The organism is Shewanella psychrotolerans, assembly GCF_019457595.1.
GTDB classification, from domain to species: Bacteria; Pseudomonadota; Gammaproteobacteria; order Enterobacterales; family Shewanellaceae; genus Shewanella; species Shewanella psychrotolerans.
Map to the genome: position 1 here is coordinate 221020 of NZ_CP080419.1, position 19956 is coordinate 240975.

Here is a 19956-nt window from a genome sequence, read left to right on the forward strand (position 1 = left end):
AAAGGTAATACCAATTAAGACATTCACAACGTCCTTGTTGTTTGCAACCAGTGAAGAGCATAGTTGAACTAGGCTCAAACTGGTTAACACAGCATCAAAAGCGCTGAGTCGATCAACTTCTTATACTGATTGGTATTAGCAAAGACGCAAGCGGGAGAGATTGCCGCTTCCGAGTACAGTGGACTGCTTTTTTGCGTGTTCTTTGGCTGGCTCTAGTTTGATGAATGGCTCGATGCTTTAAGCTGGTTCGGGGCGGCATTAATTGTGCTACCGTCGTTACTGCTACCTAAAGTGACATTAGCTATAGCAAAACGTAGGCTTGCGTTGCAGCAGTTATAAAGCAAATAAGCCAAGCACCATTATGAGCTTGGCGTATCGAGTACTTTAATCACTTTCCTGACACCAGCCGTGTTGCGAGCGATCTCCACAGCTAAATCAGCCTGGTCTCGAGTGACAACCCCAAGTAAAAAAACTTCACCGTTTTCGGTGATCACTTTTATGCGGGTCACATCTAACTCTTTATCATTGAGCATGCGGGTTTTCACCTTAGTGGTAACCCAAGTGTCGTTGCTGCGAGTGGTAAAAGAGATCGGATTGCCAATGCGGATCTGGTTATGGATTTTGCCGCCAAGGTTTAAGCCTTTCACCGTGTTTATCGCCTTATCGCGCAACATGGAGTTTGGCGCTTGCCCTATCATGAGCACATTACCATTCATGGCGACACCTGTGATATTGGTTTGATTTTTAATATCTTCATGAGCGGCAAGGGCACTCGATATTTGGAAATCAGCATTGGTATCGTCTAGCTGGGTTGAAAAGCTGCGTTCATCATTGAGCATCATGGCACCGCCAACAGCGCCGACCATTACGGCACCAGCGCAGCCTTGCAGCATTAACACTATCGCAATTAATGGGAGCAGAGCTCTCATGCTTGCTCGTCCTGTGGGAAAAGGGTGCGATCGATATTGTCACAAAGACAGTGAATAACCAATAAATGAACTTCTTGAATGCGAGCGGTCACATTGGAAGGCACTCGTACCTCGACATCATTTACGCCCATTAGGCCTGCCATAGCACCACCATCTTTACCCGTGAGCGCCACTATGGTCATATCGCGGCTTAGAGCGGCTTCCATTGCCTTGATTACGTTGCCAGAGTTACCGCTGGTGGAGATGGCAAGCAGGATGTCACCTGGTTGCCCTAGGGCCAATATCTGCTTAGAAAAAATCTCATCATAGCTATAGTCATTGCCAATTGCCGTGATCGTCGATGTATCGGTTGTTAAGGCGATCGCCGGCAAAGGTGGACGTTCGATTTCGTAACGATTTAGCAGTTCGGCAGAGAAATGTTGTGCATCACCCGCGCTACCACCATTACCACAGGCCAGAATTTTATTACCGCTTAATAGGCATTGCACCATCATCTCTGCTGCTTTCTCAATGGCCTCTGGTAAGGCTTCGGCAGCATCGATCTTAGTTTGGATCGAGTGAGTAAAGCTGTCTTTAATGCGTTCTAACATGGATGTATCCTTAAGAATGAAAACTTTGTTAACCAGCCTCAAGTGGTATCAGCGAGGCTTAAAGATCACTAAAATGCATCGGTGATCCAATTAATTTCACTAGCATCTATTGCAACGACATCGAAGCGACATTGAGCATCAATATTGTGTCGTTGCATATAATGGCTCGCCGCTCGGCGTAACCTATCAATCTTGCCTTTGCTAATCGCCTGTATTGCGCCGCCAAATTGTTTAGATTGGCGATACTTAACTTCAATAAAAATCCATTTTTGACCTTGCATCATTATGAGGTCAATTTCACCAAATGGATAGCGCACATTACGCTCGACAAGCTTAAGCCCCTGTTGTTCCAAATAGGCAAGTGCATTGTCTTCAGCTTGCTGCCCTAGGCTGAGGTGCTTTGGCTGCGTCATATTGGTCGCAGGTTCCCACGTTGATAGCGACCCCAGCTTAGCTGACGGTTAATAGTACCATTGGGCGAGGCAGAAAGCAGTCCGCTACGTCCTGAATATTGATAGCCTGGAAGCGCACGCATCTGGGCAAGTTTACTCACCAGTTCAAGTGCATCGTACCCCATGATATAGAGACGTTTCTGACTATTGCTCCAAGTGGGCCAAAGCTGCTCAACTTCAGCGGTTTCGCTATTGTTCTGAAGTAACCAAGGGATATCACTAATGGTTAAATTATTGAGCTCTTGGGCAGAGGCTCTTGAGTTACTTTCTATACGGCTGCGACTGGTGGTGTACAGCGGCACGGGTTCGGCAAATACACTGAAATTCACATCGATAAATGGCTTAAGCAGCGGTAAATCTTGGTTATTGGCTATCATGTAAATTGCATCGATATCACGGCGAGATCTAAAATCGGCTTCAATTTTGCTGCCTAATAGTGCTTTGATGCGCGCAATTCGCTCTTTACTGTCCAAAACGCCGAGAGACTTCTGCACCGTTACTTTCATTTCGTCACCACTGTTATAAAAATGCACTTCAGCGGTTTGTTGAGTAAGAGATTGCCATTTTTGGTTAAATGACTCTGCCATTCGTTGACCAATACTATCATTACTGGCCAGCAACAGTGGTGTCGTGATTCCATCGTTAAACAGCTTTTGCGCGGCATCGATGGCTTCATCTATAGGAGAAAGTGCAAAGAAAAACTGATCCTGATTTGGCGTTATGTTGTCGGCATTATTGAGGAACAGCTGAGGAATGACCTGTTTTTTATCGTCGGATGTTGCTGAAAAATGGCTCTGTTGTGCTTGTAACAGCGTTTCGACTTCAGACTGCAGCAGCGGGCCGATAATAAACTCCGCACCAGCATCAATGGCTTGTTGATAGGCTAGGTCTGCACCAATGGCCGAATCGTAAAAGTTCACTGAGACAGAGTCGTCTGGATTAGCGAAGTAACTCGAGATAATCCCTTGTTTCACCGTGTTAGCGATAGCGGCTCTTGGGCCTGTGAGTGGCAGCAGTACCGCTATGTTCTTTGGCTTATAGGGCTTAGCATTAATCGCTCTTTCGAGATCGGTCGGTAATTTTATCGCACCAGGATGGCGAGGGTTATCATGCTGCCAATTTCCTAAATGTTGCACTAGGATCTGAGGGTCTATGGCATAATGCTTCGCGATATACGCCAGCTGCAACCAGCCTGAAAAAATCGGATTGCTAGTATCTTGACTAAACGAGAGTAAAGTTTGTTCGTGTAGCGGTTGTAGTATACGCCAGATCTGATCGCTTACTTCGTTAGCTTCTGCCGTCGGAAGATGCTTACTGAGTAGACTGAGCTGCCTTGCTTGTTCAATAGGTTGCTTGGTGAGTTGGTATAATCGCGCTTTTAACTGGTAGTACGAGACCATTTGCCAATCGGCTAAACGCCATTGGCTAGGATAATTCAGTTGAGCTAAGGCATCATCATAGGTTGAGGTTAACTCTAACACCCGAGCTGTTAAGTATTTATGTTCTGCAACTAGTTCTGGTTTTTGAGTCAAGTTGCTTTTTATCGATGCGAGTGTCTTGGTCGAATTAGATGTATCGCCTTGATTTATAAAGGCATGGGCGGCAAGAAGCATCAATCTGTCACGCTGTTCGCTCGACTTTGCCTGCGCGGCATCGGCTAGATATTGTGAGCCACTTAACGGGGCAGTCACCAAAGACACTTGGCTATCGGCCTCTTTTACGGGCGCTGTTTGCGTGGCACAACCGAATAAAACAGTTGATAAAATCGCGATTGAGATAAATTTAGTTGTATTCAGGCTTTTTAACACAGGACTTCACTCTGGTAAGATGCTGTCTGTAGTTTAACCTTCTCTTCCGCTTGACGAAAGTCTTGTGACAATCATTACAGAGGTAGATATGGACCTGTCGGTCGCACTTTACATTGTTCCAACTCCAATCGGTAACCTTGGAGACATCAGCAGCCGCGCTATCGAGGTGTTGAATCAGGTATCACTTATCGCCTGTGAAGATACTCGCCATAGTGGCAAACTTCTTAGCCATTTTGGTATCGAAACCCGTAAAACTGCGCTGCATGATCACAATGAAAGAGATCGCGCCCAATGGATCATTCAGAAATTGTCTAATGGAGAGGCGGTAGCATTGATCTCCGATGCGGGGACACCGTTAATATCTGATCCAGGTTATCACTTAGTTTCTCAAGTGCGTGAGGCGGGTTATAACGTGATCCCGCTGCCGGGTCCTTGTGCGGCCATTACCGCCCTGAGTGCATCGGGTTTGCCGTCAGATCGTTTTTCGTTTGAAGGTTTTTTACCTGCTAAAGAGAAAGGGCGTTTGGATAAATTAACCGAACTCGCCGAAGACCCTCGCACACTGATTTTTTATGAATCGCCTCATCGCATAGTACATAGCCTTGAATCTATCGTGACCGCATTAGGCGCGGATCGTCATGTTGTCATGGCGAGAGAGGTGACTAAGACATTCGAAACCTTCCTGTCAGGACCTGTTGCTGAAATATTAGAAACCGTCAAACAAGATCCTAATCAGCAGAAAGGTGAAATTGTGCTCATGTGTCACGGACATCGTGTGGACGAAGATCAAGGCATACCAACGGTCGCGGTAAATACCCTCAAGCTGCTCAGTGAGGAGTTACCGCTGAAAAAAGCGGCCGCCATCGCCGCACAAATACATGGTTTGAAGAAAAATGCTTTATATAAGTTTGGCTTAGAGCTGGGTCTGTAACCCTATTTTGTTGCGAAAGCCATTGTGACCACAGTGCTTCCAATATTAGGTGGTACGCTTGGCCTCATTAGGCTATAATCCGCGCCGAGTTGGCCAGACAGTTGCTGCGTTCGCAAGAACGGGGAGGAAAGTCCGGGCTTCAAAGAGCAGGGTACCAGGTAACGCCTGGGCGGTGTGAACCGACGACAAGTGCAGCAGAGAGGAGACCGCCAGTCTTCGGATTGGTAAGGGTGAAAGGGTGCGGTAAGAGCGCACCGGGCGGCTAGTAATAGTCCGTTGCAAGGTAAACTCTACCCGAAGCAAGACCAAATAGGGTCCCGTATGGCGCTGCTCGCGTTGGGACCGGGTAGGTCGCTTGAGCCTGTGAGCGATTGCAGGCCTAGATGAATAACTGTCCACGACAGGACCCGGCTTATCGGCCAACTCAACCTCTTTAATTAGAAGGCCTCACAGCGATGTGAGGCCTTTTATGTTTATGCTATCTCGGTATCGTAAAATAGCGATACTTAGTGTTGTTCAGCTCCTGCTTCTCCTTTTCCTTCTCCTCGTGCTCATTACCCATTACTCATTCGGCGTTAATGGTAGCAATGGACCTTGTTGGTAAAACATTGAAGGGTTGAGACCAAATGGCGTAGAGGGTCGGATTCGTCTAGAGGTTATAAGCAGCAGACTATTGCTGCGCAATAGAATAAAGCTGTATATGCTTTATCGTGACGTTTAAATGATCTTTTTTGTGTTAACATCCATAGTTTAACTATCACTAAATAGATACATTATAAAATACAGATAAAGGTCACTGCTCATTTTGCGATGGATGCAAAGCCTGCAAGGGGTTAAAAAGGGGTTCAACGATGCAAATGGTCTTATGCCGTTTCTATGCAAATATTAGATAATCGTACTTTACTCGTCGTCATTGCGCTTATTTCAATCGGCTCCGCCGTGGCGTTAATTTCGTTGTGGCGAGCACAAAACAAGCGTAATGGATCTGGCTTTTGGGCATCGGGCATGTCTTGTATTGCGTTGGCTAGTGTGCTGCTTTTTGGCCGTGGCTCTCTGCCAGAATTTCTCTCCTTGGTTATCGCTAACACTTTTTATGTTGTTGGTTTCTTACTTATTTATCGTGGCATACGTATTTTTACTGGTCGTGAACCCTTAGGGCTATTTGATATTAGTTTTCCGCTGCTGATGTCGCTGTTGTTTTGTTATTTCTACTATATCGATAATAACCTTAATATTAGAATCGCTGTGCTCAGCGCAGCCTTTTTCATTATATGTACCATGGTTGTGAAAACGTTACTGGCGGAAAAGGACGCTCCATGGCGCACCGCAGGGTATGCGGTTGCGTTTATGTTTGGTCTATTTGGTTTATCCCATGGCAGCCGCGGCATTATTGCACTCTTTTCTGCTTCATATACTGGATTTCTAGATCCGAGCGTGACTTCAAGCATCGTTTTATTAAGCAGCGTGTTTATTATTGGTGGAATTGCTATTTCGCTGGTCTTATTAAGTTATTCGGTATTAGAGGCGAGATTACGCATAGTCTCTTTAGCAATTGAGCAGTCGGCATCATCCATTGTTATTACTGATAAAGTTGGTGCGATTAAATATGTAAACCCAGCCTTTATCGATAAAACGGGTTATAGCTCAGAAGAACTGATGGGACAAAATCCTCGTGTGTTACAATCAGGTGAAATGGACGCTAGTGAATATTCAAGATTATGGCAGACGATCTCCTCTGGAGATACGTGGCGTGGCGAATTTCATAATCGTAAGAAAAATGGTGAGTTTTTTTGGGAGATAGCCTCTATTGCGCCAGTGAAGCAGCGTAATGGTCACATTAGTCATTTTGTGGCTGTTAAAGAAGATATCTCAGCGCTAAAAGAGGCCAAAGAGCGGATCCACCACTTAGCTAATCACGATGGATTAACAGGGCTACCCTCCAGGACTTTTTTTATGCAAAGCCTGAGCAATGTCTTGCGATCTGAGCATGCTAAAAACTGTGCTGTGCTGTTTGTTGATTTAGATGGTTTTAAGGCGATCAATGATTCGTTTGGGCATGATGCCGGTGACCAGTTGTTAATCGAAGCGACTCGGCGTCTGAGTTGCAGCGTTCGCGATATTGATATTGTTGGGCGTATTGGCGGTGATGAGTTTTTAATTTTATGCACAGAAGTCGAGAGCCAAGCTGCGGTGAAGTTAGTTGCTGAGCATATTGTTAATCTATTGGCTCAGCCTTTTATTTATGATGATGCGGAGGTCACTATCTCCGCCAGTATTGGGATCGCCTTTTATCCTCAAGATAGTGATGATGCAGAGACCTTGGTTAAAATGGCCGATAAGGCGATGTATCAGGTTAAAAGGCAAGGTAAAAATAATTACGCTTTTGCCAACTAACCTTAGTCGTTGTCAGAAATACTGTGTGATCTTGGCTGGCACCTTCAGTCTTTTTGGCTCTAGGCGGGTAAGCTGATGGTAACCGTGAGTCCTGCTTGGGGGCATGAGGTTAAGTTCAGTTTACCGCGATGCAGCTCCACAATATGATGACAAATCGATAATCCTAAGCCTGCACCTGTACCTTCGTTTTCGTTCACTCGGTAGAAGCGCTCAATGGCATTGTCCATCTGGGCTTTGGTCATGCCTTTGCCACTATCAGTAATATTGATCTCTACACTATTTTGCTTTGCTATTGCGCTGATAGAGATGAGAGATTCTTTAGGGCTGTATTTACAGGCATTTTCAATAATATTTCTTAGTACGAGCTCGAGATAGAAATGATTGCCTTGTAGGCTCAGCTTTGGCGGAATATTAATATCCCATTCGAAATCGGCAATTCCTGGCATTAACTGATTCAGCGCAGCTTCAACCATTGATTGAACATTACAGCGTTCCAAATCTAACTCCTCTATGGAGTCGACTCTGGCCAGTAATAGCAGTTGTTCTACCGTATGGCTTAAACGTGCTACACCCGTATCGATAGCATTGAGATGCAAGTTTGCCTGATTTGAACTTGGGATCAGTTCTTTCAAGCCATCTTGGTGCAATTTAATCACTGACAGTGGCGTTTTCAACTCATGGGCTGCATCGGCACTAAAGCGTCGCTCTCTTACAATGGCGCTTGCGCAGCGATTGATATAGAGGTTTAGCGCGGTTTGTACTGGTTTAAGCTCGCTCGGTAATTGCATCGCAATGGTTGTGAGGTCATGGGCTTTACGTTGACTCAGCGATCGTTCAAGGGCTTTGAGTGGTTTAAATAGCCAATACGAGAGCAACAAGATGGCCATTAAGATTAGTGGCACAACCAACAGGGGCGCCTCAAAGGCATTCCCCATAATTTGCGACACTAGTTCACCGCGAACTTCATCCTGTTGTGCCGTGATGAGCCAGATATTATTGGCTACCGAAAAATAGCTAAAGACATGCCATAATTGCCCGTCACGCTCGAGCAGATGGTATCCCTGTTTAAAGTCAGTTAATGGGGTTTTCGGAATGTTGTCAGATCGCATTAACGCTTGGTGATCGACGGACCACACTTGGAAAGCCAGCTTGTGTTCATAGGCCAGTTTTAGTGCATCTGATTTTTCTGCAAATGATTCAATGTTACTGTCTTCAATATGTAATACGAGAGCTTTTTCGGTTAACGACTTCGTTTTACTGGCGGTGATCTCATAGTGGTAAAATAGCTCCAGTGTCTTGGCTGTTTGCAACAGTTGAGCATCAAATAGCTCCTCTATCTGGGCTGAGGAATCAGAGGTGCTCATCCAGCTCGATAGCCCGACAGATAAGCCAATACCGCATAGCATCAGCAGGGTGAGCATGAGACGCAGTGAGTACATTATTCTATTTCCATTAATGTGTAACCAATGCCGCGTACGGTTTTAATCAGCTCATTGGCGGTTTTTTTGCGTAGGTGGTGGATATGCACCTCGATAGAGTTACTGCCGACCTCTTCCCATCCATAGGTTAATTGTTCGAGTTGTTGTCTGGTTAATACACGACCACTGGATTGGGCTAGCTCGTGCAGTAGCTGGTATTCACGGCGAGATAGTACAATTGAGTGACCACGAAATAATACCTCTCGGGTGGAGAGGTTGATATCTAATGCACCTACATTGAGCACATTGTTATCACGCCCATGTTGGCGACGCACAATGGCGCGAATGCGCGCGGCTAGTTCTCTTATATCGAAAGGCTTACTGAGGTAATCATCAGCGCCAATGTCGAGGCAATCTAGTTTGGTATCGAAGTCTGTGTTGGCCGTCAGGACGATAGTGGGGATAGATAGGCCTTGCTGCCGCCACTGTTTAAGGAGATCAATACCATTGCCATCGGGGAGTCCGAGGTCGAGCACTATGGCACTAAAGGTTTCATTGTGGACTGCATTTGCGGCTTGCTGATAGGTACTGAGGTGATCGACTTGCATCCCCAATTTATCTAAGCTTAGGCAGATCCCTTGGGCGAGTAAGTCATTATCTTCGACGAGCAGTATGCGCATATGTGTCCTACATAATCTGGAGCCAGTGATGAATTGGGTTTATCGATATACTTTAAAATAAACACCTTGGGCGTTTAAAAAGGATTCGGCATTACTGCCTTCGAGCATCGCCATGGTCGATAACATCCCCGCCATCACGCAGTTTTGCGCCAACACAGTGACAGATCGAGGCGCGTGCTCAACGGGAAAACCTGTATTAGGGTCAATGATATGGCCATAGCGCTTGCCATCTCGTTCGATAAAGCGACGCGTATCACCGCTGGTGGCCAGTGCGCCTTGACGGATCTGCAATACCGCCGATGCCTTATCGAGATCATCGGGGTTTTCTATGCCCACTTGCCACGGCGGGTTTTGATTATCTCGGGCCACAGGGCAGGCTATATCCCCGCCAAAATTAACCAGTACAGAGACAGTCGGCCAACGGTTAGCGATTAAGTTGGCGGCACTGTCCACCGCATACTCTTTGGCTATGCCGCCTAAATCCAAATTCATCTTGGTGGGCATCACCATAGTCGATGTTGAAAATGTTACTGCGGAAAAATCGACTAATGCCTTCGCTGCTTGGATAGCACCATTATCGGGTAGTTTTGCTTGGTTACCGTCTTCAAACCGCCACAATTGCATTAATGGGCCAGCCGTGATGTCAAATCTGCCGTCGCTTAGCTCGAAACACTGCTGGGCAAACGTCAGCAGGCGATAGGTCTCCTCGTCAATTGCGACGGGATTTGTATCGCTATTATTGATCTGCCAAAGCGGGTTATGAGTGATAAAGCGGCTATATTTGGCTTCTATTCGCCGAGCTTCTTTAACAGCAACAGCGAGTATTTCACTCGCGATTACTTTATCGAAGCTGGCGATTAACAGTTCACAAGGGCTCGCCATGGCGCGAAATTGTCCAACAAAGCCCCAAGGCCGAGGCTGCAGTTGTGCTTCCTGGGGCAATGAAACGGGGCGTGTTGTATCAATCTCATCTGCAGCCTTGTAACCCATGGCTATCCTTGTTTATAGGCATTACCTGCCGTTAACTGGCTTAAAAAGAGTAGCTAAATTGCGCGACTATGGCTTTAACTTGTGGGAATAAGTCATAGTTTTGTAATTGACCAAACAATTGAGTGCCATTATTTTCTGGATTTTGCTGATAGTACTCTAATCGATAGCTCATTTCATGGCCGCCAGCCAATCTTTGGCCGAATTTTATCCCAAGGGTATAAGCGTTCATATCACCGATGCGATAGTCCGCACTGGCGTACTCAGGTAATGGCTCTCCAGCGACTAAGAATGGTCTGTAAAAGTCGGCTCCTTGCTGTTGGTAATAACGCAGGTGAACTTGACCATAAAAGTTACCGCTAAAGTAATATCGGTAATGGGTTTCTAAGGTGTGCGATTGTATGTCCCAATCATCGGTACTATAGCGATATGAGAGATCGACAACCCCTGAATCTAGTGCCCCTTTCGTCATCATGTAAAAGCTGTGCTTAAGGCGGGTATCTGGTCGACTCTCATACAGATAATTTTGGCTGGTACCTGTATCATCAACTTGGCTTAAAATTTTATAGGGATCATTCATATACCCCGAGACGCTCGATAACCCATAGTTGGCTTGAAATAACCATCGACGGCTTAATACTTGGGTCACGCTGAGCATGATATCGGCAGTGGATTTGTCGTCAGAGCCATCTAAACGTGTTTGATCGAACGCGGCCTTAAATTGGGCTTCCGTATCATAGTCTTTTCTTAGCGCCATCGCGGAAAATGCAACCGGGCGTCCGCCGACAGGGTCGACAACATCATAGGTATAGGAGCCAGATAGAGACAAGGTGGTATTGTCTTTATTGAAGCTACGCTCAACGCCACCATTGAGTCCCATCGACATATAGTCAAACTCTTTAGACCCATAAAGCCCGCCGTTGACTTTCCACTGTGGAGTTAAGGTCTCGCTCCAGTTAGCGCTTGCCTGTACGCGAGTGTCGTGGAAGGTATCATCGAGCGGAGTGTCACCTGCAGCAATAGTATATTCGCCATTACCAGAGGGACGGGTAAAGGTTTGGCTACTATTTTGTGCTACGGCGCCGGATGCCGATGCGCCCGTTAAGCTATCAACCACCAGTTTCATATCCAGCAGTGAGGTATCACCGAAGGATTTTTGTACATTACCTATGGCTTCAATAGCCTGAACTCTGTCTTGTTCGCCGTAATACATCAGCGCAGCATCGATTTTCCAGTCATCAAGGGTTGAATCTGGGGTTACTGCTTGGGCCTGTTGGCCGACTAAGGAGCAGCTAGCCATGGCTAAGGCACTGGCTATATTGCGGTGTTTGTTTAATTGCATCCGCAACCTCCGCCCGCAAATGCACGGCCACCACTGGTGCCTTCTTTGCTGAAATAGATATGGTCATCGAGGGCAAGATCGAGCTTCTCTGCGTCGAGCGCCATGTCGGCACGGGCCAATTGATCTTTTTCCCAAGGCTGGACGCCTAAGCTGGAGCAGGCGGATAAACTGGCGATAATGGCAATCGCGATAACAGACTTATTCATAGATCACTCCTTCAATAGTGTCACGAGCTCTTGCTCATATTGATTGGCATACTCTTCAAAAAAACCTACGTGGCTTTGTACCAGTTGACCCTGTTTATTAAAGATATAACTGCTCGGCATACCTTGAAGATCGAATGCGGCGGCGGCATCGCCTTCTGGGTCGAAACGAATATGAAACTTGGCTGGCAATAGAGCTAGAAATTTGTCGGCGAGTGCTTTGTCTGAATCCAAATTAATCGCCACCACCGCTAAACCTTGGTTTGCATATTTAGCATGCATGGCATTCATCCATGGGAATGACTTGCGACAAGGACCACACCAAGAGGCCCAAAAATCGACATAAACCACTTTGCCTTTAAACTCTTCAAGGGTCGTGGTTTTTGCTTGAGCATTTTGAACAGATTGAGTTAAAGCGGGTTCTGCACTAATCGGCAGCGAGAGTAAACTTGGCAATATAACACCTAGCAACAACACAAATTTCTTCATATACAGGTTCCAGTATGATCGCTTATGATCAATCTATTAGCCTAATCTTAAGGTTTCCTTAACAAATAGTTTAAACTTATTTGGATAGCCGTGGATCATTTGAGAGCAGGTTAATGACTTTAGTGGAAGGCTAGAGCGAAAATGACTATTTCACTATGTGAAACAACCTAGCCTACTAGGTGTTGTAAATCGTTTACTGGTCATTAAGTTGGCCCTGCGTTAGCCGTTAGCCGTTAGCCGTTAGCCGTTAGCCGTTAGCCGTTAGCCGTTAGCCGTTAGCCGTTGGCTGAAGAGATGGTTAAAGGTTTTTGCGGTATCGTAATTTGTGTCGTCATTTCTCAGTAGTGGATGATCTTGGCGGCTAAGTCCTTTTCTGGCAGCCGTATTGGTTGCATCTCATATTTCTGGTAAATCGTATCTAAGCAGCCCCTGCTGCAAGGGTTTAATCCCATGACCGAGATATGCTCGTTTGGCTTAGAAATGGCTTCTGACCTGTAAACGCCATTCCCAGCTGTTGATCTCGGCGCCGCTGGTAAAAGGCAGAGTGAGATCTATGTGGGCGACGCTGCCATAACTGGAACGTGAGGAGTAGATGCGGGCGCCTATACCAATGCTACCGATAGGACCCGAAACTTCATTGTCATGATCCGGGCCGCCACTTGCCTGACCCACATCGGTAAACAGGGCCCAACCAAGTTCGGCCAGTTGGTACAGATTGATGTTGGGATAGTTTCTAATCTCTGCGCTGATCAGCCATTGATTATCGCCATATTGGTAGTCGTTGGGATAGCCTCGTACGCCAGTGTTATCCCCTAAGGCGAGCGGCGCGTCTAGATAGTTATTGTTAGATGTGCTTAGTCGCATTTTCGAGTAAGCGGTCCACTTGGGGTTGAACTTGTAAAAATATTCGGCTGTGGCGCTGACCCTAAAGTAGTCTGCCTGACGGGTCGCTAACACTCCTTCGCCGTCCATGCGCAGTAGGACTAACTGTTCATCGCTTTTATACCCACGAGAGGAGTACCAGTTGAAATGATAACCTGGTGACGAATGGCTATCCGTATCTTGGGTCTCTATGCCGAATTTGAGATAGTGTTGCCAGCCTAAGTTTATGTCTTCGTTGTAGTTAATCAGGTAGATATTGTTCAGAACCCTATAGTCGTCTTCAATAAATTGATAGGCAATCCAGGGGTATAGGAAGTCTCTGTCTTGTGGCAGCTCACTGTTGGGGTACAAGGGGATATTGTCGAAGCTGTGTTTATCTTGGGTCATGCCCAATATGATGCGTGAGCGCCAGTTGTCTTTCTTATTTAGTCGCCAGCCATATTGGGCGTTGAGGTATTCGACCTGATGTTCAAATTCATTAATGTCGAAGCCGTTTTGTCTTATGGTATCTGTGCGTAGATCGTCTATAAAGTGCGCCGAATACATAGTTTTGCTATCAAGGCGGTAGAAGGGCTTAGTGAAATTAAAAATAGTGGCTTGGCCATCACTGTTGTCATAAAAGTTGGCACTGAAGGTGGAGTGTTTCACTAACCAGTCGCTAGGGACGCGAAAGGCGAGTTGATAGCCGGTGCGATCGACATCGGAAGTGTATTTTAGGCGTGTACGCACCCCTAGACCCAGCAGGTTATCTTCTTTGATCCCGACGGAAAACTTGTTTTCGCCGCCACTGTGGCTGGCACTAAAGGTGGGGAGCAGTGACCAATTGTCCCAGGTCTCAACCAATACGGTTTCACCTTCGCCGATCTCTTCTTGTGTGGCATCTGGGTCGCGCTGGGCGAAACCAATTTTGGCATCGCGAATGTAGGACTCATAACGCAGAATACGTTGCGCTTCATCCAGATCTTTTTGTGAAACCTTTTCAGTATCATCAAAGCTGAGTTTGTTGAGTATTGTCGATTCGAGGGTATTAATGTGCAGATAATTAGCCCAGCGATGAATAAAGAAGGCATCGGGATCTGATTCATCGAAGATGGCGTTACTCACGACCACTATTTTTTTGATGGAGTGCTTTTGTTCGGATGATACTGTTTCATTCTGCGTTGGTGCTTGCGTCATTTGTTGATTGTCGGCCGCCATCAGACCGCTGGCCAATAGGCTGCAGAGCAGAGGAAGAAGGCGCGCACCTGTTCGCATGATAATCATCCTTATCTTAGCTTGTTATCTTTAAGAAGGACGCAGAGATTAAATTCGAGATACAATTTAATAACACACCTGTAATGGCAAATAGTCAAGGTGCGGGCAAGAATAAGGCGATGATTTTACTTGAGCAATTTTAGATGCAGCCCTATTGGCCGCATCAGCACTCGAGTTGGTTTTTTAGAGGGTACGTCGCGGAGGCACGGCCACGTTGGCAAAGATAAGTCCTGCTATCAATGACATGAAGATCAGAAAGATCTGGCTGCCAATATGGGATTGATTCAACATGGTCTCACCTAAGATCAGCGTATTAAGTCCTATATAGGTCTTACTGCCGGGCACCAAGATCACTATTCCTTGGAGCAAGGCGATTGATGCAGGTGCTTTCATCCAGCGTGCATAGAGATTTGAGTAGATCCCAACCGCTAATGCACCAAAGAAAATACCGATCGAGTCACCCAAATAGATGCCTGCTAACATGGCGGAGAAGAAGGCGATGATACCGGCAAATATGCCCCAAGGAGAATCTTTAAGACGCGCCTTGAAGATGATAACCAGTGCAGTGGACAAAATAGGTACTGCAGACCAAATCGCCCAACGTGGTAGTGGTGTCGGCTCGAAGTAGATCGCCTCACCAAAAATAGCATTACCAATCACCATGCCAAAAATGGCGCCAAAATAGAGTTTAAACAGCAACATGCAAGCATCCATGATGCGTGCTGTGCCTGATATCAAATCGCGTGCGGCGAGTTCGGCTAATCCAAGGGTAAGTGCGAGGCCGGGAACAAAAATAATAATCCCCGAGAGGATCACCACAGGAATATTAATATAGGGATCGAAGTAGGAGATCCCGCAGGCGACAATCGCACACAAAATGGCCGCTAAAGGTTCTAACGTTTCGGCCATCCTTTTTGAACGTTCGGCGCGATAAACCAGGCCGTAGACCATGATGCCCAGCATTGACGACCAAAACACATCGTTCCAACTGGTTCCCATCAGCATGGCGAAAGCCCCAGCCGAACTGCCAAAGGCCAGCAGATTTAATAATGGACCGTAGGGGCTGGGTTTGTTGGCGATCTCTTCGAGTCTTTCGGTGGCTTCTTGCAAGGTTCGTTGACCAGAAACGAGCTCACCCACCAGTTCATCGGTACGCGCTAGAGACCCAAGATCTAGGTCACCAGGCTTGACTCTGGCAACATGATTGTATTCCTGATCGGCATCATGTTGTAAAACAAAAGTCATAGAAGTGGGTGATATCAGAAAATAGCCTTCGATACCCAATAGTTTTGAGATGGTTTGCAGGTGAGATTCTAGTCGATAAGCAGGTGTACCAAACTTATGAAGGTACTTTCCTAACTTAATGATAAAACGTCTTTTTTCTATGAATTCTGCGTTTTCCAATTGTACAGTCCATGATGCTGAAACTTATGGGTAGTGTTAAAACGAGCGCATCTTAACCCATCTTGTACAAAAAAGGTTAATGGCTTGGAAATTTTTTGACTTAAGCATAGAGTATGTAGAGTTTTTTGATGGATAGGAAAATATCATGTCAGTAGCAGTTTCAGGGTTTTATATTGGATTGACCGCCATCATGGCTGTTTATTTTAGCTGGCGAGTCGTGAAGTTAAGAAGGGGACTTAAGATAGGTTTAGGTACTGATGGCAATCAAGCTCTGACCTTAGCAAGTCGTGTTCATGCCAATCTTATCGAGAATGCTCCCATTGTGATGGCACTATTATTAGTGGCAGAAATGAATGGTTTAGCCGAGGTGTATATTCACCTGATAGGTACAGTTTGGCTGGTGGCTCGTATGCTGCATGCCATCGGGCTAACGCAAGGCCTAGGTGGTTATCATTTCGGACGTTTCTGGGGAGTGTTATTGACCTGGATCCTAATCCTTACGCTATCTGTGGTTAATATTGGTTATTTTATTCTAGGCTGATTTTTTAACGGATTTGCTGCTTTTTTGTTCGCGCAAATGGCTGTTTCGCTGTTATACTCCGCGTCCTTTTTGTTGCTCTCTACGCTTTGTCTAAACTTAGGCAGAGTGGTAGGGGGTCGCAGAAGTTACTGGGATACTTAAAGCTCAGTAACTACAATTATTGTTGGTTTGGAAGTTAGGCAGTCATATTCATGCAGGTTGAATCCACGTTATTTACGCATCCCAAATATTTAAATCGCACTGAAAAGCCAGTGCCATTTTTACCTATGTCTCGAAAAGAGATGGATAAATTGGGCTGGGATAGTTGTGACATCATAATTGTCACTGGCGATGCCTATGTGGATCATCCCAGTTTTGGTATGGCGGTGATCGGTCGCATGCTGGAAGCCCAAGGGTTTCGCGTGGGTATTATTTCTCAGCCCGACTGGTCGAATAAAAACGATTTTATGAAGTTAGGTAAACCTAACCTCTATTTCGGTGTGACTGCCGGCAACATGGATTCGATGATCAACCGTTACACGGCTGAGCGTCGTTTGCGTCACGATGATGCCTACACTGCGGGCAATATCGGCGGTAAACGTCCCGACCGCGCCGTCACTGTTTATACTCAGCGCTGTAAAGAAGCCTTTAAGCAGGTACCTGTGGTTATCGGTGGTATTGAGGCGAGTTTACGCCGTATTGCCCATTATGATTATTGGTCAGACAAAGTGCGCCGCTCAGTGATTCTTGATGCCAAGGCTGATATCTTAGTCTATGGCAACGCAGAGCGTCCGCTGGTGGAACTTTCACATCGTATCGCATCTGGCGAGCCGATAAGTGAGATCCATGATGTACGCGGCACTACAGTGATCCGCAAAGAGCCATTGCCAGGCTGGAAAGGCATGGACTCGCGTAAGCTAGATCAGCTGCATAAAATTGACCCAATCCCCAATCCTTATGGTGCCGACGATGTGGGTTGCCAAAATCTCTCAGGCCCAAGCGACGTTAAGGTGTTTGATAACGAAGCGCCGAAAGCCATTTCGGTGCAGCCGCCACGTCCAAAGCCGTGGGAAAATACCTATGTGTTGTTACCTAGCTATGAAAAAGTGGCTGAAGATAAGTATCTCTATGCCCATGCTTCACGAATCTTGCACCAAGAGCAAAATCCAGGGTGTGCCCGAGCGCTATTTCAGACCCATGCGCAGCGCGCTATTTGGGTTAATCCGCCTGCTTGGCCGTTGAACACCGATGAGATGGATGGGGTTTTCGACTTAGCCTATAAGCGGGTGCCACATCCTGTGTATGGTAATGAAAAAATCCCTGCCTATGACATGATCAAGACCTCGATCAATATTATGCGAGGCTGTTTTGGTGGCTGCTCATTTTGCTCTATTACCGAGCATGAAGGGCGGATTATTCAGAGCCGTTCACAAGACTCTATTATTAAAGAGATCAAAGATATTCAGGATAAGGTGCCCGGTTTTACTGGGGTGATCTCGGATCTTGGCGGCCCAACCGCCAACATGTATCGACTGGGTTGTACCTCGGTGAAGGCCGAGAGTACCTGTCGCCGACTCTCTTGCGTCTTCCCCGCTATCTGTGGTCATCTCGATACCGATCATCAAGCGACGATCGATCTGTACCGCGCCGCGCGTGATGTGCCGGGCATCAAGAAGGTGCTTATCGCCTCGGGTGTGCGTTACGACTTGGCCACCGAAGATCCGCGTTATGTGAAAGAGTTGGCCAGTCATCATGTGGGCGGCTATTTAAAAATTGCCCCAGAGCATACCGAAGAGGGACCGCTCACTAAGATGATGAAGCCGGGCATGGGAACCTATGACAAGTTTAAAGAACTGTTTGATAAGTATTCCGCTGAAGCGGGCAAGAAGCAGTATTTGATCCCTTACTTTATCTCGGCGCATCCAGGCACCACAGATGAAGATATGGTGAACTTGGCGCTATGGCTTAAGGGCGAGAAGTTTAAACTCGATCAGGTGCAAAACTTCTATCCGTCACCTATGGCGAACGCCACGACGATTTATCACACTGAGCTTAATTCACTTAAAAATGTGAAACACACCAGTGAAACGGTTGAAGTACCTAAAGGCGGCCGTCAGCGTAAGCTGCACAAGGCACTGCTGCGTTATCACGACCCAGCCGGTTGGCCAATGATCCGCGAAGCGCTCATCAAGATGGGTAAGGAGCACCTTATCGGTGGTGGCTTAAATTGCTTAGTGCCAGCCGAAACCCGTCAAGAACGTCAAGGTTTATTAGCCAAAGGCGCTGGTGGTAAAACCCCTGCGGGTAAAAAGGCGGTGACTCGTTTCTCTGCTAATCAGTTCGATGAGCGTAAGGGCAGTGGCCAAGGCAAGAGCAAGTCTAATGCTAAGCCTCAGGGCAAGTCGACGGGATCGGCAGCTGGTAAAGGCGGAGCCGGTAAAGCTAGCACTGGTAAGCCTGGCAAACGTCCGGTGAAGAATGCTTGGGGCACCACGCCGAAACATCAGCGTTAAACCACCGCTGGTCAAAACGATGAAAAAAGGGGAGTATCTAATGACTCCCCTTTTTTATTGTACAGGAGCTTCTTATGAGCGACTCAAATGGCACGGCCAAGGTCGATGGTTACAGCGACGAGGGTTTTTGGCGTAAGGTCAAACAGTTTGCTAAGCAAGCTGGGCGAGAGGTGATAGACAACGCCCTGTGCCTCTACTACGCAGCGCAGAGGCCCGATACACCCAAGTGGGCCAAGACGGTTATCTTTGGCGCTCTGGCTTATTTTATTATGCCGCTGGATGCCATACCCGATCTCACCCCTGTGGTGGGATTCTCCGACGATCTCGGCGCATTGGCTGCCGCGTTGGCTATGGTCAGCATGTATGTGGATGACAATGTAAAAAACCAAGCAGCAGAAAAGACCGCTGCTTGGTTTGATTAGACCTGTATCTATCCGATTCAGTTTTAATTTATCTGCTTGTGGTACTGTTTTTGATTACCTTAATGGAGAGCAGAAATAAAATGAAAAAACAGTTACCTCTATTTGTACTATCGACCATGTGTACAATGCCGGCTTTGGCCACAACCACTGAGCAAGTCGAGTTTTTTAAGCATATCGCCGCACATTGTGGCAAAGCTTTTGAGGGCATGGTGACCGCCGGCAATAGTGCCGATTCGGCATTTAGTGGCAAGAAACTAGTCATGCATGTGCGCGAGTGCAGTGACAAGGAGCTAAAAGTCCCGTTTCATGTCGGCGACGATCATTCACGGACTTGGGTGATCACCAAAACCGATTCTGGACTTAGGTTAAAGCACGATCATCGTCATCAAGATGGCACTGAAGATAAGGTGACTATGTATGGCGGTGACACTATAGATAATGGCAGTGCTCAGCTACAATCTTTCCCTGTCGACCAATTCTCTATCGACAATTTTAACCAAAATGGTCTTAGTCAGTCGATCACCAATGTGTGGCACGTGGGGATCAGTGAAACCAGCTTTATGTATCGATTAACCAGAGAAAATCGTGACTTTAAAGTAGAGTTTGATTTGACGAAGCCTGTGGCGTTGCCGCCAGCGCCATGGGGACACGAGTAGTGTTGCAATGAAGGTTGGGCATTGTTGTTTGGTGCCTAGTCTAATGGATATTGGTGAGGTGATTTAAAGATCTTGCCTTGGT

General features: G+C 46.6%; 18 protein-coding genes, 1 other RNA gene and 1 pseudogene. 8 read left to right on the plus strand and 12 right to left on the minus strand.

Translation table 11 applies throughout. The features are described from left to right. Window positions 1-129: 129 nt before the first annotated feature. Window positions 130-339: pseudogene (locus K0I62_RS19165) on the plus strand (DMT family transporter); the annotation flags it as partial. Window positions 340-359: 20 nt separating this feature from the next. Here K0I62_RS19165 and dolP read toward each other — a convergent pair. The 4 genes from dolP to K0I62_RS01100 all read right to left on the minus strand — a co-directional run bounded on the left by dolP (window position 360) and on the right by K0I62_RS01100 (window position 3779). Continuing rightward, window positions 360-929 carry a division/outer membrane stress-associated lipid-binding lipoprotein gene (gene dolP, locus K0I62_RS01085; protein WP_220069735.1) on the minus strand — a complete coding sequence of 190 codons (570 nt, stop codon included), beginning with the start codon at window positions 927-929 and terminating at the stop codon, window positions 360-362. Continuing rightward, on the minus strand, window positions 926-1519 hold the full coding sequence (locus tag K0I62_RS01090) for a phosphoheptose isomerase (RefSeq protein ID WP_220062731.1): 594 nt from the start codon (window positions 1517-1519) through the stop codon (window positions 926-928). Before K0I62_RS01090 ends, dolP begins: the two co-directional genes overlap by 4 nt. 68 nt (window positions 1520-1587) lie before the next feature. Further along, entirely contained in the window at window positions 1588-1932 is a 345-nt protein-coding gene (locus tag K0I62_RS01095; RefSeq protein ID WP_220069736.1) for a YraN family protein, read from the minus strand. After that, entirely contained in the window at window positions 1929-3779 is a 1851-nt protein-coding gene (locus K0I62_RS01100) for a penicillin-binding protein activator (protein ID WP_220069737.1), read from the minus strand. The genes K0I62_RS01095 and K0I62_RS01100 overlap by 4 nt, the downstream gene beginning before the upstream one ends. A gap of 88 nt (window positions 3780-3867) precedes the next feature. Here K0I62_RS01100 and rsmI point away from each other — a divergent pair, with 88 nt between their 5' ends. The 3 genes from rsmI (at window position 3868) to K0I62_RS01115 (ending at window position 7104) form a co-directional block, all read left to right on the plus strand. Further along, window positions 3868-4710 (plus strand): 16S rRNA (cytidine(1402)-2'-O)-methyltransferase, encoded by an 843-nt coding sequence (gene rsmI, locus K0I62_RS01105; protein WP_220071237.1) that lies wholly within the window; start codon window positions 3868-3870, stop codon window positions 4708-4710. A gap of 85 nt (window positions 4711-4795) precedes the next feature. Further along, window positions 4796-5141, plus strand: an RNA gene (gene rnpB / locus K0I62_RS01110) — RNase P RNA component class A. A gap of 445 nt (window positions 5142-5586) precedes the next feature. Beyond that, a complete protein-coding gene (locus tag K0I62_RS01115) occupies window positions 5587-7104 on the plus strand; it encodes a diguanylate cyclase domain-containing protein (protein ID WP_220069738.1) in 1518 nt (505 codons plus the stop codon). Between the two features lie 59 nt (window positions 7105-7163). Here K0I62_RS01115 and K0I62_RS01120 read toward each other — a convergent pair whose 3' ends face one another. The 8 genes from K0I62_RS01120 to K0I62_RS01155 all read right to left on the minus strand — a co-directional run bounded on the left by K0I62_RS01120 (window position 7164) and on the right by K0I62_RS01155 (window position 15763). Continuing rightward, on the minus strand, window positions 7164-8543 hold the full coding sequence (locus K0I62_RS01120; RefSeq protein WP_220069739.1) for a sensor histidine kinase: 1380 nt from the start codon (window positions 8541-8543) through the stop codon (window positions 7164-7166). Further along, window positions 8543-9202, minus strand: coding sequence for a response regulator (locus K0I62_RS01125; protein WP_220069740.1), 660 nt, complete (start codon window positions 9200-9202; stop codon window positions 8543-8545). Before K0I62_RS01125 ends, K0I62_RS01120 begins: the two co-directional genes overlap by 1 nt. A 39-nt stretch (window positions 9203-9241) precedes the next feature. Further along, window positions 9242-10084 (minus strand): FAD:protein FMN transferase, encoded by an 843-nt coding sequence (locus tag K0I62_RS01130; protein WP_220071238.1) that lies wholly within the window; start codon window positions 10082-10084, stop codon window positions 9242-9244. Window positions 10085-10232: 148 nt separating this feature from the next. Next, on the minus strand, window positions 10233-11531 hold the full coding sequence (locus K0I62_RS01135) for a DUF3570 domain-containing protein (RefSeq protein WP_220069741.1): 1299 nt from the start codon (window positions 11529-11531) through the stop codon (window positions 10233-10235). After that, window positions 11522-11737 carry a DUF4266 domain-containing protein gene (locus tag K0I62_RS01140; protein WP_220062738.1) on the minus strand — a complete coding sequence of 72 codons (216 nt, stop codon included), beginning with the start codon at window positions 11735-11737 and terminating at the stop codon, window positions 11522-11524. The genes K0I62_RS01135 and K0I62_RS01140 overlap by 10 nt, the downstream gene beginning before the upstream one ends. Window positions 11738-11740: 3 nt before the next feature. Then, window positions 11741-12223, minus strand: a complete 483-nt coding sequence (locus tag K0I62_RS01145) for a TlpA disulfide reductase family protein (RefSeq protein ID WP_220069742.1) — start codon at window positions 12221-12223, stop codon at window positions 11741-11743. A 474-nt stretch (window positions 12224-12697) separates the two neighbouring features. After that, window positions 12698-14359: a ShlB/FhaC/HecB family hemolysin secretion/activation protein gene (locus K0I62_RS01150; protein WP_220069743.1), complete on the minus strand. Its 1662-nt coding sequence runs from the start codon at window positions 14357-14359 to the stop codon at window positions 12698-12700. A 183-nt stretch (window positions 14360-14542) separates the two neighbouring features. Next, the gene (locus tag K0I62_RS01155; protein WP_220069744.1) at window positions 14543-15763 is read right to left on the minus strand and encodes a threonine/serine exporter family protein; all 1221 of its coding nucleotides are present in this window, start codon (window positions 15761-15763) and stop codon (window positions 14543-14545) included. 145 nt (window positions 15764-15908) lie between these two features. Between K0I62_RS01155 and K0I62_RS01160 the strand changes: the two genes are divergently transcribed. The 4 genes from K0I62_RS01160 (at window position 15909) to K0I62_RS01175 (ending at window position 19874) form a co-directional block, all read left to right on the plus strand. Beyond that, on the plus strand, window positions 15909-16304 hold the full coding sequence (locus K0I62_RS01160; protein WP_220069745.1) for an MAPEG family protein: 396 nt from the start codon (window positions 15909-15911) through the stop codon (window positions 16302-16304). A gap of 191 nt (window positions 16305-16495) precedes the next feature. After that, window positions 16496-18796, plus strand: coding sequence for a YgiQ family radical SAM protein (locus K0I62_RS01165; protein WP_220069746.1), 2301 nt, complete (start codon window positions 16496-16498; stop codon window positions 18794-18796). Between the two features lie 74 nt (window positions 18797-18870). Next, window positions 18871-19218 carry a YkvA family protein gene (locus tag K0I62_RS01170; protein ID WP_220069747.1) on the plus strand — a complete coding sequence of 116 codons (348 nt, stop codon included), beginning with the start codon at window positions 18871-18873 and terminating at the stop codon, window positions 19216-19218. A gap of 80 nt (window positions 19219-19298) precedes the next feature. After that, window positions 19299-19874 carry a hypothetical protein gene (locus K0I62_RS01175; protein ID WP_220069748.1) on the plus strand — a complete coding sequence of 192 codons (576 nt, stop codon included), beginning with the start codon at window positions 19299-19301 and terminating at the stop codon, window positions 19872-19874. Window positions 19875-19956: the final 82 nt, after the last annotated feature.